Origin of the sequence: Micromonospora sp. BQ11, assembly GCF_052068135.1 — a bacterium.
Classification (GTDB): Bacteria; Actinomycetota; Actinomycetes; order Mycobacteriales; family Micromonosporaceae; genus Micromonospora.
In genome coordinates this window covers 117,474-133,326 of the sequence record NZ_JBQHDB010000014.1, presented here as the reverse complement: position 1 = coordinate 133,326, position 15,853 = coordinate 117,474, and the positions used below count along the sequence as shown (strand labels likewise).

The 15,853-nt window shown below is 72.9% G+C and carries 12 protein-coding genes; 4 read left to right on the top strand and 8 right to left on the bottom strand.

The annotated features are described in order from the left end of the window. Positions 1-39 precede the first annotated feature (39 nt). Entirely contained in the window at positions 40-1,170 is a 1,131-nt protein-coding gene (locus ACTMSW_RS25705; protein WP_441183247.1) for a PP2C family protein-serine/threonine phosphatase, read from the bottom strand. 134 nt (positions 1,171-1,304) lie between these two features. On the opposite strand from ACTMSW_RS25705, the gene ACTMSW_RS25700 reads away from it, so the two are divergent. After that, positions 1,305-1,817, top strand: a complete 513-nt coding sequence (locus tag ACTMSW_RS25700) for a MarR family transcriptional regulator (RefSeq protein ID WP_441183246.1) — start codon at positions 1,305-1,307, stop codon at positions 1,815-1,817. Between the two features lie 68 nt (positions 1,818-1,885). Here ACTMSW_RS25700 and ACTMSW_RS25695 read toward each other — a convergent pair whose 3' ends face one another. After that, the gene (locus ACTMSW_RS25695) at positions 1,886-3,559 is read right to left on the bottom strand and encodes a SpoIIE family protein phosphatase (protein ID WP_441183245.1); all 1,674 of its coding nucleotides are present in this window, start codon (positions 3,557-3,559) and stop codon (positions 1,886-1,888) included. 131 nt (positions 3,560-3,690) lie between these two features. Further along, positions 3,691-4,929, bottom strand: coding sequence for an ROK family protein (locus ACTMSW_RS25690; RefSeq protein WP_441183244.1), 1,239 nt, complete (start codon positions 4,927-4,929; stop codon positions 3,691-3,693). 76 nt (positions 4,930-5,005) lie between these two features. Between ACTMSW_RS25690 and xylA the strand changes: the two genes are divergently transcribed. From xylA to ACTMSW_RS25675, 3 genes are all read left to right on the top strand, one after another. Continuing rightward, positions 5,006-6,193: a xylose isomerase gene (gene xylA / locus ACTMSW_RS25685; protein ID WP_441183243.1), complete on the top strand. Its 1,188-nt coding sequence runs from the start codon at positions 5,006-5,008 to the stop codon at positions 6,191-6,193. A gap of 10 nt (positions 6,194-6,203) precedes the next feature. Next, positions 6,204-7,655, top strand: coding sequence for a xylulokinase (gene xylB / locus ACTMSW_RS25680; protein ID WP_441183242.1), 1,452 nt, complete (start codon positions 6,204-6,206; stop codon positions 7,653-7,655). 381 nt (positions 7,656-8,036) lie between these two features. Next, entirely contained in the window at positions 8,037-9,449 is a 1,413-nt protein-coding gene (locus ACTMSW_RS25675) for an MFS transporter (protein ID WP_441183241.1), read from the top strand. Between the two features lie 39 nt (positions 9,450-9,488). Here ACTMSW_RS25675 and ACTMSW_RS25670 read toward each other — a convergent pair whose 3' ends face one another. The 5 genes from ACTMSW_RS25670 to ACTMSW_RS25650 form a co-directional block, all read right to left on the bottom strand. Continuing rightward, a complete protein-coding gene (locus ACTMSW_RS25670) occupies positions 9,489-11,162 on the bottom strand; it encodes a glycoside hydrolase family 13 protein (protein ID WP_441183288.1) in 1,674 nt (557 codons plus the stop codon). Positions 11,163-11,223: 61 nt separating this feature from the next. Further along, positions 11,224-12,258: a LacI family DNA-binding transcriptional regulator gene (locus ACTMSW_RS25665; RefSeq protein ID WP_441183240.1), complete on the bottom strand. Its 1,035-nt coding sequence runs from the start codon at positions 12,256-12,258 to the stop codon at positions 11,224-11,226. A gap of 62 nt (positions 12,259-12,320) precedes the next feature. Beyond that, on the bottom strand, positions 12,321-13,286 hold the full coding sequence (locus ACTMSW_RS25660; protein WP_441183239.1) for a carbohydrate ABC transporter permease: 966 nt from the start codon (positions 13,284-13,286) through the stop codon (positions 12,321-12,323). A 1-nt stretch (position 13,287) separates the two neighbouring features. After that, positions 13,288-14,337, bottom strand: a complete 1,050-nt coding sequence (locus tag ACTMSW_RS25655) for a carbohydrate ABC transporter permease (protein WP_441183238.1) — start codon at positions 14,335-14,337, stop codon at positions 13,288-13,290. 71 nt (positions 14,338-14,408) lie between these two features. Further along, complete coding sequence (locus tag ACTMSW_RS25650; protein WP_441183237.1) at positions 14,409-15,758, bottom strand: ABC transporter substrate-binding protein; 1,350 nt, start codon at positions 15,756-15,758, stop codon at positions 14,409-14,411. Positions 15,759-15,853: the final 95 nt, after the last annotated feature.

Genomic DNA, 15,853 nt, shown 5'->3' with positions numbered 1-15,853 from the left:
GGCGGGAGTTGCCCGCGCCGGTGCCCCTGCGGCGGCCGGTCAGGGCTGCGGACCGGTCCAGTCCAGGCAGACCACCACCGCGTCGTCGACCAGGTCGCCCGAGACGAAGGCGCGCAGGTCGCCGAGGAGTGAACGGACCGCCTCCAACGGCTCCATCGGGCCGGTGCGGCGCAGGAAGCGCTCCAGCGCCGTCTCGCCGTACCGGACGTCGTGGCCGGTCGCGTCGATGACCCCGTCGCTGACCACGAAGAGCCGGTCGTTCCGGTGCAGCGTCACGTGCTGTTCCCGGTAGTCGGTGCCCTCGAACATGCCGAGGGGGAACTGCGCCTCCAGCGGCAGCTCCCGGACGTCACCGTCGCGCAGCAGCATCAGCCGTGGCGACCCGGCGTCGACCACCGTCAGGACCCCCGAGCGCAGGTCCAGCTCCAGCAGCAGCGCGGAGATGTGCTGGTCGCCCCGGTGCAGGTCGTAGACCGCCTGGTCGGCCAGCGACGCCTGGTCGGCCAGGCTGAGACCGGCACGGCGCGCGTTACGCAGGGCGTACGTGGCCAGCGCCGTGAGCATGGAGGCGGACACCCCCTCGCCCATGCCGTTGATCGTCGCCAGCCACACCCGGTCGCCGTCGTCGGACCAGTCGAAGCTGTCGCCGCGCACCGCGTACGCCGGCTCCAGCTGGCCTGCCAGGCTGAACGACGGGCGGACCCGGCTGCGCCCGGGGAGCATCTCCCACTGCATCTCGGCGGCGAGGGTCAGCCGGCGGGTACGGCGGGCGGCCCGGTAGACGTCGGTGCCTCCGGTGACCGCCTCGATCTCGTGCGCCAGGGCGGTGGCGATCTCCGCCAACTCGTCGATGACCGCCGCGTCGTCCGGTGCCGGCCCCACGCGGAGCACGCCGCGCCGCTCGCCGCGCATCGACACCGGGAGGTACACGTGCGTGTCGGCGACGATCGGTGTCTGGTGGTCGAAACACCGCCACGCCGGGTGCCCCGGGCCGGTGACCGGCTCGCCCTCGCCCAGTGGCAGCAGCACCGACAACCGGTAGTCGACCTGGAGCAGTTCCACCCGCTCGGCCTGGTAGGACGCGGTCAGGATCGAGGAGATCCGGTCGAGCAGGAGGTCGGCCGGCGCCTCGTTGAGCACTCGTCGTGCCCAGTTGACCGGTTCACTCATACCTGCTCCTTGATCACAAGCCCAGAGTCCGCCGAATTCGGGGTACTCTCGGGCGCACCATGGCGGAACTGCACGGTCCACCGGGACCCCAGACGAGTATGGCTGCCGAGCTCGATGCTGCGGCGGGTGCTCTCGTGGCTGTCTGGCAGGCGGCGCGCGAGAGCACGACCAGCCGTGTCTCCGGCGCCCAACTACGGGTGGTCATGGTCGTGGAGCAGCACGACGGCATCAACCTGCGCCGGCTCGCCAACCGAATGGGCATGCTGCTCTCCTCGGCCAGCCGGCTCTGCGACCGCCTGGTGGCCGCCGGCATGCTGGAGCGCGAGCCCGGCCGGCTCGACCGTCGGGAGATCTCGCTGCACCTCACCGGGGAGGCCCGCCAGCTCCTCGCCGAGTTGCGTCACCACCGCAGACAACAGCTCGCCGCGATTCTCGCGGACATGTCGCCGGACGGCGCCCAGGCCCTGTTGACGGGCCTGCGCGAGTTCGACGACGCGGCACGCCGGCAGGACGCCGCGCTGGCCTACGTCGAGCCGCGGACGGCCGACGAGCGCGGGAGCGCGGAGCACACGATCGCCGGCCCGGAGCTGACGATCGCGGCCCCGGAGTGGCGGGCCGACGAGCCGCCGGCGGTCAGGACGGCCTGAGCCCGGCCCCGTCCGCGTCGACGGGAGCCACGCCGTCACCCGCGCCTCGCCGTACGGGGTCGGGTCGGTCAGGTCGTCGCCGTCGGGCAGATGGCCAGCATCGCGATGTCGTCGTGGCCCTGCCCGTTCAGCCACTCGTCGACGAGTTGCAGGAGCCGGTCGACCAGCGCCGCCGGGGGCAGCCCGGCGGCCGACGCCAGCGCCCGGTGCAGCCGCTGCTCGCCGAACATCTCCGTCTCGCGCGGCCCGCCCCGGGCCTCGGTCACCCCGTCGGTGTACGCGAGCAGCAACTCGCCAGGTGCGAGCCGGACCTCGGCCTGGGCGAAGCGGGCGGAGGTGAGCGCACCGACCGGCATCCCGCCGACCGCGACCGGCGTGACCGTGCCGTCGGGCCGGACGACCAGCGGGGACGGGTGGCCGCCGCCGGCGATTCGGGCCCGTACGGCACCGTCGGGCTCCGGTTCCAGGCCGCCCAGCAGCAGGGTGGTGAACTGGCTGCGGCGCACCGCGTCCGGTGTGTCGAAGAGCGCGCGGTTGAGCAGCCGCATGAGCTCCAGCGGCCGTTGCTCGACCAGCCGCAGCGTCTGGAGGGACTGGCGGACCCGCCCGGTGAGTACGGCCGCGCCGACGCCCTTGCCGCAGACGTCGCCGAGGGCGAACATCGCCCCCTTCGCGGTCGGGAAGACGTCGTAGAAGTCCCCACCGATGCGCAGGCTGTCCCCGGCGGCGCGGTAGCCCCCGGCCAGGGCCACGCCCGCCACGGGCGGCAGATCCGGCGGGAGCAGGCTGTTCTGCAGCACCCGGGCGAGGTGTGCCTGTTCGCCGTACAGCTCGGCGGTGCCGAGGGCGGCTCCGGCACGGGCGGCGAACTCCCGGGCCAGCTCGATGTCGCGCTCGTCGAAGTCGGCGCGTCCGGTGGTGCGGACCAGCACCAGGGCGCCGGCCGGGCGTCCCGCGCTGAGCATCGGGCTGACCAGCACCGTGCCGGGCCGCCCGAAGCCTTCGGGGAGCAGCGCGGCCAGGCCGGCGAGCTGTGCGTCCAGCCAGGGACTGGGGTCGGTGAGATGGCCGTCGAGCGCGTCGGCCAGCCCCGGCACCGTCTCGGTGAGGGTCGCCGGGGCGACTCCGGTGACCGGCGCCGGGTCGCCCTGGGCGTACCGGACCCAGTGCGGCAGGTCCTCGGCGGGCGCGGGCACGCGGTGCACCACCACGGCCAGGTCGGCGAGGTAGGGGACACCGAGGGTGGCGGTCGTGCGCAGGGTCTGCTCGCGGTGCAGGGACATCCCGAGGCGGCTGCCGGCCTGGGCGAGGAACGCGGTGCGGGCGCGCTCGGCCAGCAGGGAGTCGGTGCGGGCGTGCTCCTCGGTGACGTCCCGGACGTACCAGGCGTACCGACCGCCGGCGAGGTCGCGGCGGACCCCGCGCAGCCGCCGCCCGTGGTGGTCGGTCTCGAAGCCCTCCACACCGTCGCGCACCGCGTCGGCGAGTGCGGGGAGTGTGCAGCCGAGCAGGGTGGCGCCCGGTACGACCTCCGGCAGGAGCGCGGTCGCCATGGCGTTGACCAGGGTCACCGTTCCGCCGGCGTCGGTCGTCACGACGGCCTCCGCGAGCCCGTCCAGCAGCTCGCGGACGAGGCGGGCGTCCGCCGGCAGCGGGGCGGCAGGCGTCCGTCGGGAACCCGACTGGACCGCCCGACCGCCGCTGACCGGCCCGGTGACGCCGTCGCGTGGGGCCGTGGTCACCGCCGGTCGCCGGGCGCCTCGGCCTGTCGCCCTCTGCGCATGCTGGTCGCGCACTCCCTCGGGTCGCTGTGCTTGCCTCGCTGCAAGGGTACCGAGACGGTCGGCTGGTCGCCCGTGCAGGACGAGGCGGCTCAGCGGGGGTGGGCCAGCCAGCCGGCGGGTCGGGCGAGGATCCGGCGAACCACCGAGCCGGCCCCGCCGACCACCGCGGCCTCGGAGCCGAGCACGGCCGGCCGTACGGTGACCGGCGACCAGGCGGCGGTGAGGACGCGACGGGAGATCTCCGCGAGCACCGGTGGCCGGAGCCAGGGGGTCAGTCGGGCGTATCCGCCCCCGAGGACCACGGTGTCGAGGTCCAGGAGGTTGACCACGCCGGCGACCGCCACCCCGAGGGCCGTCCCGGCCTCGGCCAGCGCGTGCAGCGTGGCCGGGTCGCCGGCGCCGGCCAGCTCGGTGAGCCGGGCCGAGGCGGTGTCCGCCGGCAGGTCCGCGCCGGCCAGCCCGGCGGCGGCGAGGACGGCCTCCTGCCCGGCGTACCGCTCCAGGCAGCCCCGCCCGCCGCATCGGCAGGGGTGGCCGGCGGGGTCGACCGGGATATGACCGATCTCGCCGCTCCAGCCACGGGCGCCACGGAAGAGCGTGCCGTCGAGCATGATGCCGGCGCCGATGCCGACCTCACCGGAGATGTGCAGGAAGCTGGCCGGCACGGCGGGGCCGGCGTGCAGTTCACCGAGGGCGGCCAGGTTGGCCTCGTTGTCGACCACCAGCGGCGGTACGCCCTCGACGCGGGCGGTCAGCGGCGGGTGCCGGGCGAGCAGGGCCGGCACGTCCACGTCCCGCCAGCCGAGGTTGGGAGCGAGGCGGACCAGTCCGGCCTCGTCCACCAGGCCGGGCACCGCCAGCGCCGCCCCGGCCAGCGTGAGGCCCTGGTCGGCGGCGTCGGCGCGGGCGGCCGCGGCCAGCTCGGCAAGGCCGGCGAGTGCGTCCGCGGGGGAGAGGGGACGCAGGTCGGCGCGGTGCACCGTGTGGTGCCGGACCCTCCCGGCGAGGTCCACGACGCAGGCGGCGAGGTAGTCGACGTTCGCCTCCAGGCCCAGGCCGGCCGGGCCGTCGCCGGCCGGCACCAGGCCCCGGGCGGGTCGACCGGCGCCGTTGCGGGGCGTCGGGTCCGCCTCGCTGACCAGCCGGCCGGCGAGCAGGTCCTCCACGACGGCGGAGACGGTGGCTCTGGTCAGGCCGGTCTCGGCTGCCAGGTCGGCGCGGGACGGCGGTCGCTCGGCGGCGGCGATCCGGCCCAGCACCAGGGCGAGGTTGAGTTCGCGCAGGCTGGCCTGCCGGACCGCGCCGGCGGGGGAGTCGGGTCGGCTCACCACTTGACACTGTCACAGGTCGGTCAAATAATTCAACCACTGAACAAATAGCGGACGACACTCCCGGAGGTCTGCCATGGCACCCCGTCCCACCCCCGCCGACAAGTTCTCCTTCGGTCTCTGGACGGTGGGCTGGCAGGCCCGCGATCCCTTCGGCGACGCCACCCGACCGGAGTTGGACGCGGTGGAGGCGGTGCACCGCCTCGCCGAGCTGGGCGCGTACGGGATCACGTTCCACGACGACGACCTGATCCCGTTCGGCGTCGACGCCGCCACCCGTGACCAGCACATCGCCCGGTTCCGCAAGGCCCTCGACGAGACCGGCCTGGTGGTACCGATGGTCACCACCAACCTCTTCACCCACCCGGTCTTCAAGGATGGCGGCTTCACCAGCAACGACCGCGACGTACGGCGGTACGCGCTGCGCAAGGTGCTGCGCAACGTCGACCTCGCCGCCGAGCTGGGTGCCCGCACCTTCGTCATGTGGGGCGGCCGGGAGGGCTCCGAGTACGACGTCGCCAAGGACGTGCAGGCGGCGCTGGACCGCTACCGGGAGGGCGTCGACCTGCTCTGCCAGTACGTCGTCGACCGCGGCTACGACCTGCGTTTCGCCCTCGAGCCCAAGCCCAACGAGCCGCGCGGCGACATCCTGCTCCCCACCGTCGGGCACGCGCTGGCGTTCATCTCCACCCTGGCCCACCCGGAGCTGGTCGGCCTCAACCCGGAGGTCGGCCACGAGCAGATGGCCGGGCTCAACTTCGCCCACGGGATCGCCCAGGCGCTCTGGCAGGGCAAGCTGTTCCACATCGACCTCAACGGTCAGCGCGGCATCAAGTACGACCAGGACCTGGTCTTCGGCCACGGCGACCTGCTCAACGCGTTCGCCCTGGTGGACCTGCTGGAGCACGGCGGTCCGGCCGGCGGTCCCGCGTACGAGGGGCCGCGCCACTTCGACTACAAGCCTTCCCGCACCGAGGACATGACCGGCGTCTGGGCGTCGGCCGAGGCGAACATGCGCACGTACCTGCTGCTCAAGGAGCGGGCCGCGGCCTTCCGGGCGGACCCGGAGGTGGCCGAGGCCCTCGCCGCGAGCCGGGTCGCCGAGCTGGCCACGCCGACCCTCGCCCCGGGGGAGGGCTACGCCGAGCTGCTCGCCGACACCTCCGCGTTCGAGCAGTTCGACGTGGACGCGGCCGCGGCCAGGGGATTCGGCTTCGTCCGGCTCAACCAGCTCGCCGTCGAGCACCTGCTCGGCGCCCGCTGAGGCGGCCACGATGCCGCTCGTGGCAGGGGTGGACTCGTCCACCCAGTCCTGCAAGGTCGTCGTCCGGGACGCGGAGACCGGTGCCCTGGTCCGCCAGGGCCGGGCTCCGCACCCGGACGGCACCGAGGTCGATCCGGCCGCCTGGTGGTCGGCGCTGGACCAGGCCGTGGCGGCCGCCGGCGGGCTCGCCGACGTCGCGGCGATCTCGGTGGCCGGGCAGCAGCACGGCATGGTGTGCCTCGACGAGGCCGGCGCGGTGGTCCGCCCGGCGTTGCTGTGGAACGACACCCGGTCGGCGGGTGCGGCCGCGGACCTGATCGCGGAGGCGGGCGGCGGCGAGACCGGCCGGCGCTCGTGGGCGGACGCGGTGGGCGCCGTGCCGGTGGCCAGCTTCACCGTCACCAAGCTCCGCTGGCTGGCCCGGCACGAGCCCGCGAACGCCGACCGGGTGGCGGCCGTCTGCCTGCCGCACGACTGGCTGACCTGGCGGCTGGCGGGAGCGCCCGGCCTGGACGGGCTGGTCACCGACCGCAGCGACGCCAGCGGCACCGGCTACTGGTCGCCGGCGACCGGTGAGTACCGGCCCGACCTGCTGGAACAGGCGCTCGGCCGCGTCGTGACGGTGCCCCGGGTGCTCGGCCCGGCCGAGGTCGCCGGCCAGCTCGATCCTCGCGTGCTCGGCGGTGCCGCCGCGGCGGCCCGGCTCGGCCCGGGGGCCGGCGACAACGCCGCCGCCGCGCTCGGCGTCGGCGCCCGGCCCGGTGACGTGGTCGTCTCGATCGGCACCTCCGGCACGGTGTTCGCCGTGGCGGAGGCCCCGGCGGCGGACCCGGACGGGGCGGTCGCCGGGTTCGCCGACGCCACCGGCCGGTACCTGCCCCTGGTCTGCACGCTGAACGCGGCCCGGGTCCTCGACGCGACCGCCACGATGCTCGGGGTCGGGCTGGACGAGCTGGGCGACCTGGCGCTGGCCGCCCCGCCCGGCGCCGACGGGCTGGTGATGGTCCCCTACCTGGAGGGGGAGCGGACCCCGGACCGACCGACCGCAACCGGTGCGGTGCACGGGTTGACCCTGCACACCGCGACCCCGGCCCACCTGGCCCGCGCAGCCGTCGAGGGGATGCTCTGCGCGCTCGCCGACGGACTCGACGCGCTGCTCGCGCAGGGAGCCACCGCCGAGCGCGTCATCCTGGTCGGCGGCGGTGCCCGCTCGGCGGCCGTGCGTCGGATCGCCCCGCAGGTGTTCGGCCGGCCGGTGGTCGTCCCGCCGCTCGGGGAGTACGTCGCGGACGGGGCGGCCCGCCAGGCCGCCTGGGTCGCCCTCGGCGGCGCGGCACCGCCGGAGTGGGCGGTCGCCGGCGCGGAGGAGTACGCGGGCGCCTCCGTCCCGGCCGTCCGGGACCGGTATGGGGCGGCCCGGGACCGGATCCTCGACCGAGAGGCGTCCACGCCGGACCGCTGACACGTCGGGCACAGCGACGTCACGTTGCGTAGTTTGACGGGTGGCATCTTCAGGGATGACGCTCTGTGGTCGGATTCGTGTCGTCGGCGACCCGTCCACAGGTGGGCCTGGAGCCGCTGGCCGGCTGACCAGGCATGTCGGAGAATCACTCGACAACAGTCGACACCCTCTTCTCGCCGCTTTGCTCTGCACCCTGATACGCGCCAATGACCCTCGGTCACCGGCGCGCATAGGGCTGCAGAGCAAAGGGGGGCGCGGCACCCTGTCGACGGCCAGCCCTCGACTACTCGCCGTAACTCAGTGCGGCGCCGGCTCGGGCACGGGGTGGAACGGAGGGGGTCGTCGTTGGGCCGTCACCCCGGGCCTGGTTGGCTGCCGGACATGACCGGCACCCGTACCCGCCACCGTGGGAGCGCGACGCACCGGATCTACAGCGTCGTGGTCTTCGTGGTGCTCGCCTCGCTGGACAACGTGGCGATCGGCCTGGTGCCACCCCTCTACGGGCCGATCGCCGACGCCTTCGACGTCCCGCAGCGCCTGCTCGGCCTGGTCACCGCCGTCAGCTTCCTGGTCAGCGCGGTCGCCGCGGTCGGCTGGGCGTACGTCGGGGACCGGACCAACCGTAAGCCGCTCCTGATGGTCGGCACCCTCATCTGGGCGCTGGGTACCGGCGGCAGCGCGGTCGCCGGTACCTACCCCACCTTCCTCGCCGCCCAACTGCTCGCGGCGGTCGGGCTCGGCGCGGTGGGCTCGGTCGGCTTCTCCGTGGTGACCGACCTCATCTCGCCCCGCCGCCGAGGCCTCGTCATGAGCTTCTGGGGCCTGTCCCAGGGCGTCGGCACGCTGGCCGGGACGCTGGTCGGCGGGCTGCTCGGTGCCGCCGACTGGCGGCGGCCGTTCCTGCTGCTGCCCGTCGTCGGTCTCGGTGCCACCGTCGCGTACCTGTTCACCTTCGACATCCGGCGGGGCGAGAGCGAGCCGGAGCTGGCCGACGTGCTGGCCGGCGGCGCCGAGTACGACTACCGGATCACCCGGGCAGACCTGCCCCGGATCCTCGCCCGGCGGACGAACCGGTGGCTGATCCTCCAGGGCCTCACCGCGCAGGCCGCCTTCGGCTCGCTGGTGTGGTTGCCGGTCCTGTTCGCCGAGCGGGCGAAGGACCAGGGGTACTCGCCGGCCACGGCCGTCGTGGTGGGGAGCGTGTTCGCCACCCTGTTCCAGCTCGGCGGGGTCTTCTCGATCGTCGGCGGGCTGGCCGGGGACGCGCTGCAGCGGCGTACGCCCTCGGGCCGGGCGCGGGTCGCGGCGATCGGCGTCCTCGCGGCGCTGCCGTTCTACCTGGTGTTGTTCTTCGTGCCGATCCGCATCGACGTGCCCGACGACGCCGGCTCCGGGGCGGTGGTCGCGGCGGTGCTGGCCAGCGTGTTCAGCGAGCCCACGGTCGGGCTCAGCCTGCTGACCGCCGTGGTGGCGCTGGCGCTGACCTCGGCCAACTCGCCGAACTGGTTCGCGCTCATCGCCGACGTCAACCCGCCGGAGCACCGGGGCACCGTCTACAGCCTCGGCAACCTCGTCAACGGTGTCGGCCGGGCGGCCGGCAACGGCCTGGTCGGGGTGGCCTTCCACGGCCTGCGGGCGGCCTTCCCGCCGCCGTTGAACTACGCGGTCGGGCTGGCCGCCTTCCAGCTCTTCTTCATCCCCACCGGGATCATGTACTGGCTGGCGTCGCGCAGCTCACCCGACGACATCGCCGCCGTCCACGAGGTGCTCCAGGCCCGCGCCGAGAAGCTGTAGAGGAGGGCCGCACCGCACGGGGCGGCCCTCCCCGATCCGTCAGGCGGACCGCACCCAGACCGTCACGTCGGTCGGGACCCGACCGTCGGCCTCCAGCGGGCCGCTCGCGGCCAGCAGCTCGCCCGCCGGCGGCGGTACGGCGGCGGCACCGAAGTTGGTCAGCACGGTGAGACCGGCGTTGTCGAACGCCAGCACCTCGTCGCCGGACTCTCGCCACCGCAGGGTGCCCCGGCCGAGCCCGTGCTCGCGGCGCAGCCGCAGCGCGGTCCGGTACAGCTCGTACGTCGAGCCGGGCACGTCACGCTGCCGGTCCAGGGCGTACTCCGCCCACATCGGCGGCTGCGGCAGCCAGCTCGCGTCGGTCGGCCCGAACCCGTACGACGGGGCGTCGGCCTCCCACGGGATCGGCACCCGGCAGCCGTCCCGGCCGCGCTGGGTGTGCCCGCTGCGCAGCCAGGTCGGGTCCTGCCGGGCCTCGTCGGGCATCGTGGTGTGCTCGGGCAGGCCCAGCTCCTCGCCCTGGTAGAGGTACGCCGAGCCGGGCAGGGCGAGCATCAGCAGCGAGGCCGCCCGGGCCCGGCGCAGCCCGAGCGCGGCGTCCGGCTGCGGGTCGCCGATGCCGACGCCGTTGGGCCGGCCACCGCTGGTGTCCAGGCCCAGCCGGGAGGCGTGCCGCACCACGTCGTGGTTGGAGAGCACCCAGGTGGTCGGAGCGCCGACGGCGTCGGTCGCCTCCAGCGAGCGGGTCACCACCGCGTACTGGGCCGGCGCCGTCCAGGAGGCGAGCAGGTACTCGAAGTTGAACGCCTGGTGCATCTCGTCCGGCCGTACGTACCGGGCCAACCGCTCGGCCGGCTCCACCCACGCCTCGGCGACGAGGATGCGCTCGCCCGGGTAGCTGTCCAGCAGGGCCCGCCACTCCCGGTAGATGTCGTGCACGCCGTCCTGGTCCCACATCGGCGGGCGGGGCTTGTCGACCTCCTGGCCCGAGAGGATCTCCTGCGGCTCCTCCCAGTCGGCCAGGTCGGCCTGCTTGATCAGACCGTGCGCCACGTCCACCCGGAACCCGTCGACCCCGCGGTCCAGCCAGAACCGGAGCACGTCCAGGAACTCGGCCCGCACCTCCGGGTTGTCCCAGTTGAGGTCGGGCTGTCCGGTGTCGAACAGGTGCAGGTACCACTGGCCGGGCCGCCCGTCGGCCTCGGTGACCCGGGTCCAGGCGGGGCCGCCGAAGACGCTCTGCCAGTCGTTCGGCGGCTGCGCGCCGTCCGGCCCCTTGCCGTCCCGGAAGACGTACCGGTCACGCTCGGGGCTGCCCGGTGCGGCCGGCAGCGCGGCTCGGAACCACCGGTGCGCCGACGAGGTGTGGTTGGGCACCAGGTCGACGATCACCCGCAGACCACGTGCACGGGCCTCGGTGATCATCTTGTCCGCGTCGGCGAGGGTGCCGAAGAGCGGGTCGACGTCCCGGTAGTCGGCCACGTCGTACCCGGCGTCGGCCTGCGGGGACGGGTAGAACGGCGAGAGCCAGACCGCGTCCACGCCCAGCTCGGCGAGGTGGTCGAGGCGCGCGGTGATGCCCGGCAGGTCGCCGATCCCGTCGCCGTCGGAGTCGGCGAACGAGCGCGGGTAGATCTGGTAGATGACGGCCTCGGTCCACCAGCCGGTGGCCGCGTCGGCGGACGTGTCCTGGTGCGTCGGATTGCTGTTCAGGGCCTTCTCCCGTGTGTCGAGCCGTGCGATGTCGAGGGGCGTGCCCACGGATGGCTGTCGTTCAGTCTGCCCGGGGAGGGGCGGTCGATTCACGCACCACCAGCCGAGTGGGCAGGATCACCGGTGATCCGGGTGGGCCGGGGGGCGGGTCCAGGCTGCGGCCGACCAGAGGGTCCAGCAGGATCCGGGCGGCCAGCAAGCCCTGTGCGGCGGCGGGTTGCGCGATCGTGCTCAGCCCGAGCACGCCGGCGAGGTCGTGGTCGTCGATGCCGATGACGCTGACGTCCTGCGGCACCCGCAGCCCGGCGTCGCGCAGCGCGGTCATCGCGCCCATCGCCATCTCGTCGCAGGCGGCGAAGATCGCCGTGGGTGGGTCCCCACGGCGCAGCAGTTCCTCGGCGGCCCGGGTGCCGCCGTCGATGGTGAACCGCGACTCGACGTCCAGGCTGGGGTCGGGCGTGATGCCGGCGGCCCGCAGGGCCGCCAGGTAGCCGCGGCGGCGGTCCAGGTGGGTGGTGAAGGCCAGTTCGTCGTCGGGGTCGCCGGAGATGTGCGCGATCCGTCGGTGACCGAGGTCGAGCAGGTGCCGCGTGGCGGCCCGCGCGGCGGCCACGTCGTCGACGCGTACGCAGGGCCAGCCCGGCACCGCCGTGCCGGAGCTGACCGTCACCCCCGGCAGGTCCAGGGCGGTGAGGGCGGGCAGGTCGGTGCGGTGCAGGGGGGTGGCGACCAGCATGATGCCGTCCACCCGCTTGTGCAGGTTGGCGGTGCTCAGCACCCGCTGTCGGATCTGCTCCCGCCCGCCGAGGTTGTACAGCAGCAGGTCGTAGCCGCACTGGTAGAGGAACTCCTCGACCGCTTCCACCACCGTGCCGAAAAACCAGCGGGTGATCCGCGGAACCACCACGGCGATCGTGCCGGTCCGGCCGCCGGCCAGCCGCGACGCGCTCGGCGAGACGCGGTAGTCGAGCTGCTCGGCGGCCGCGAGCACGCGGTGGCGGGTCGCCGCGGACACTGTCGGCAGGCCGCGCAGTGCCCGCGAGACGGTGGCGGTGGAGACGCCGGCCAACCGAGCGACGTCGTCGATCCTGGTCACGGTACCCCCGCTCCGCGCCGAACCCCGCCGCCGCCCGGTATCCGGGCGGCGGCGGAGCTCGGTCAGCCCTTGACGCTGCCGGCGAGCAGGCCGCGTACGAAGTAGCGCTGGAGGGACAGGAACACGATCAGCGGTACGACCATCGACACGAACGCGCCGGCGGTCAGCCGCTGCCATTCGTTGCCCCGGGTGCCGGCCATCTCGGCGAGCCGGACGGTCAGCGGGGCCGTCTCGTCGTTGCCCCCGGCGAAGATCAGCGCGACCAGCAGGTCGTTCCAGACCCAGAGGAACTGGAAGATGCCGAACGCGGCGATCGCCGGGACGATCAGGGGCAGGACGATGGTGCGGAAGATCTTCGGGTGGGTGGCGCCGTCGACGCGGGCCGCCTCCATCAGATCCTTGGGCAGTTGCGACACGAAGTTGTGCAGCAGGAACACGGCGAACGGCAGCGCGAAGCAGGTGTGCGCGAACCACACCTGAGCGAACCTCTGGGAGCCGTCCAGGTCCCAGGCCGGCATCAGGGTGACGCCGGCCAGGGTGACGCCGGTGGAGAAGAACTTCAGCAGCGGCACCAGCGCCATCTGCAACGGGACGATCTGCAACGCGAAGATCGCGATGTAGACCCAGTCCCGGCCGCGGAAGTTGATCCAGGCCAGCGCGTACGCGGCCAGCGCCGCGAAGGCCAGCGGGAAGAGCACCGACGGGATGGTGATGGCCAGCGAGTTGATGAACGAGCCGGCGAGTTGTCCGGACGACGACGACCGGCCGAACAGCACCTGCTGGTAGTTCTCCAGGGTGAACTGCGGGTTCGTGAAGAAGGTCCACCAGCCGGAGGACTTGATCTCGTCCTCCGGTCGGAACGACGAGACGAGGAGGCCGAAGGTCGGGATCGTCCAGAGCACCGCGATGACGACGGAGATCAGCGTCGCGGTACGGGTGTTGAGACGCTTGCGGACCCGGGCGGCCCGACCCGGTGTCGGGTCGATCCTCTGGGTGCCGACGGCGACGGTGGGCGTGGCGGTGGTCATCTCAGCCCTCCCGCTGCTGGCGCAGGTTACGGATCTGGTAGAGCACGATGGGCACGACCAGGATGAACAGGAAGACCGCCAGCGCCGAGCCCTGGCCGTTCTCGCCGTAGCGGAACGCCTGGTTGTACATCTCGTTGGCGATCACGCTGGTCTCGTAGTTGCCGTTGGTGGCGGTACGCACGATGTCGAAGACCTTGAGCGTGGCGATCGACAGCGTCACCACCACGACGATGAGCGCCGGCCGGATGCTCGGCATGGTGATCTGCCAGAACATCTGCCACGGTGTGACGCCGTCCAGGCGGGCGGCCTCCACGATGTCGGCGGGGATCGCCTTGATCGCGGCGGACAGCACCACCATGGCGAAACCGGCCTGGATCCAGATCATGATGACGATCAGCAGGAACGTGTTGATCGGCGCCTCCTGCAGCCAGGACTGCGGTGTGCCGCCGAAACTGACCACGATCTGGTTGAGCAGGCCGATCTGCTGCTCGCCCTCGCCCCGGTAGGCGTAGACGAAGCGCCAGATGATGGCGGCGCCGACCATGGAGATCGCCATCGGCAGGAAGATCAGCGACTTGGCGATCGCCTCGAACCGGGCCCGGTCCACCATGATCGCGTAGAGCAGGCCGAACGTCGTGGCCAGCAGCGGCACCAGGACCACCCAGATCAGGGTGTTGGTCAGCACCCGGACGATCGCGTCGTCGGAGAACATCCAGGTGTAGTTGCGCAGGCCGACCCAGTCGGTGCTGGTGCGGTCCATGAAGGACAGCAGCACGGTGCGGATCGCCGGTACGACCAGCCCGACCATGAGCAGGAGGACGGTGGGCAGCAGGAAGAAGAGCGCAAGAAGCCCCTCCCGCTGCTTCGGCCGCCGGGGGAGCGGTGCGCCGCCCACCGACGCCGCCACCAGCTGCGCCTCCCGACGCCGGGCGAACCAGGACGGTACGACGTCGAGCAGGAGGAGCAGGCCCCCCACCACCGCGACGAACGCGACCAGCCCGTACATCAGCATGAGGAGCTTCGGCTGTTCGTCAGCGAAGTCGAAGTTCATCAACCCTCCCTCGGGGGCTCAGGTCGGACGACGGGCCGGTCCGTGGTGCGGACCGGCCCGTCGTCAGGAGATCACTTCGGCCAGCTGCTCTCGATGCCCCGGAGCACCGTCGCCGTGTCCTTGCCGTTGACCCAGTCGATCATGCCCTTCCAGAAGGTCCCGGCGCCGACCGCGGCCGGCATCAGGTCGGAACCGTCGAAGCGGAAGACCGAGCTCTTGTCCTGAAGGATCTGGACGGAGAGCTTGTCGATCGGGTTCGCCACGTTGGCCAGGTCGAGCTTGTTGTTCGCCGACACCCAGTCGCCGATCTTGGCGCGGCTGTTGGCGTGCTCGCCGGAGGCGAGGTAGGTCTGCACCGCCTGGACCTCGGGACGGTCGGCGAAGGCCGCGACGAACTCGCCGCCGCCCAGCACCGGCTTGCCCTTGGCCGGGTCGATGGCCGGGAAGTAGAACGCGAACACGTCGCCGTCCTCGGCCACCTTGGTGCCCTCGGGCCACTGGTTGGCGTAGAAGGACGCCTGCCGGTGCAGCGCGCACTTGCCGGTGGTGATCGGCACGCCGGCCTCCTGGAAGGAGGTGGTGGAGATGCTCTTCACGCCGCCGAAGCCGCCGTTGACGTACTTCTCGTTCTTGAGGATGGTGCCGGCCCGGTCGAGGGCCTCGGCGACCCGCGGGTCGTTGAACGGAATGCCGTGGCTGGTCCACTGGTCGTAGACCTCGGGGGTCTGCGTCCGCAGCATCAGGTCTTCGATCCAGTCGGTGGCCGGCCAGCCGGTCGCGTCCTGGGACTCGATACCGACGCACCACGGCTTGGTGCCGCCGGCCGCGATGGTGTCGCTGAGCTTGATCAGGTCGTCCCAGGACTGCGGGACGGCCCAGCCCTTCTCCTTGAACATCTTCGGCGAGTACCAGACGAAGGACTTGACGTTCGAGCCGAGCGGGGCGCCGTAGAAGGTGCCGTTGACGGTGCTGTACTTCAGCCAGTCGGCCGGGTAGTTGGCCTCGGCCATCGCCTTGGTGTCGGCGCTGGCGGCCTTCAGCTTGCCGCCGTCGGCGAAGCGCTTGAGCAGGCCGGGCTGCGGGATGAACGCGAGGTCGGGGGCGTTGCCGCCATCGACCCGGACCGGGAGCTGCGCCTCGAACTCACCGCTGCCCTCGTGGTCGATCTCGATGCCGGTGCACTTGGCGAACTGCTCCCACGACTGCTCCAGCCGGTCGGCCTCGATCTCCCGGATGGACGAGTAGATCGTGACCTTCTTGCCGTCGTGACCCTCGTACTTCTCGTACGCGGAGCACTCGGCGGAGCCCGCGTTGTCATTGGTGTCGTCGTTGCCGCCGGTGCCGCACGCGGTGGCGCTGAGCGCCAGCCCGAGAACGCCGGCGATCACGAAGGCCTGGCGTGGTCTGGTGAAGACCGCCATGCCGTCCTCCTTCCTTGCCGGCGCTGGTCGTGCTCGATGACCGGGCGCCGGTCCGATGGTCGTGTTCACATGTAAGCGCTTGCATCCGGCTTGGT

Coding starts and splice junctions, on each gene's coding strand:
- ACTMSW_RS25660 (WP_441183239.1), bottom strand. CDS start 13,286: ATGACCACCGCCACGCCCACCGTCGCCGTCGGCACCCAGAGGATCGAC.
- ACTMSW_RS25655 (WP_441183238.1), bottom strand. CDS start 14,337: ATGAACTTCGACTTCGCTGACGAACAGCCGAAGCTCCTCATGCTGATG.
- ACTMSW_RS25675 (WP_441183241.1), top strand. CDS start 8,037: ATGACCGGCACCCGTACCCGCCACCGTGGGAGCGCGACGCACCGGATC.
- xylB (WP_441183242.1), top strand. CDS start 6,204: ATGCCGCTCGTGGCAGGGGTGGACTCGTCCACCCAGTCCTGCAAGGTC.
- xylA (WP_441183243.1), top strand. CDS start 5,006: ATGGCACCCCGTCCCACCCCCGCCGACAAGTTCTCCTTCGGTCTCTGG.
- ACTMSW_RS25705 (WP_441183247.1), bottom strand. CDS start 1,170: ATGAGTGAACCGGTCAACTGGGCACGACGAGTGCTCAACGAGGCGCCG.
- ACTMSW_RS25650 (WP_441183237.1), bottom strand. CDS start 15,758: ATGGCGGTCTTCACCAGACCACGCCAGGCCTTCGTGATCGCCGGCGTT.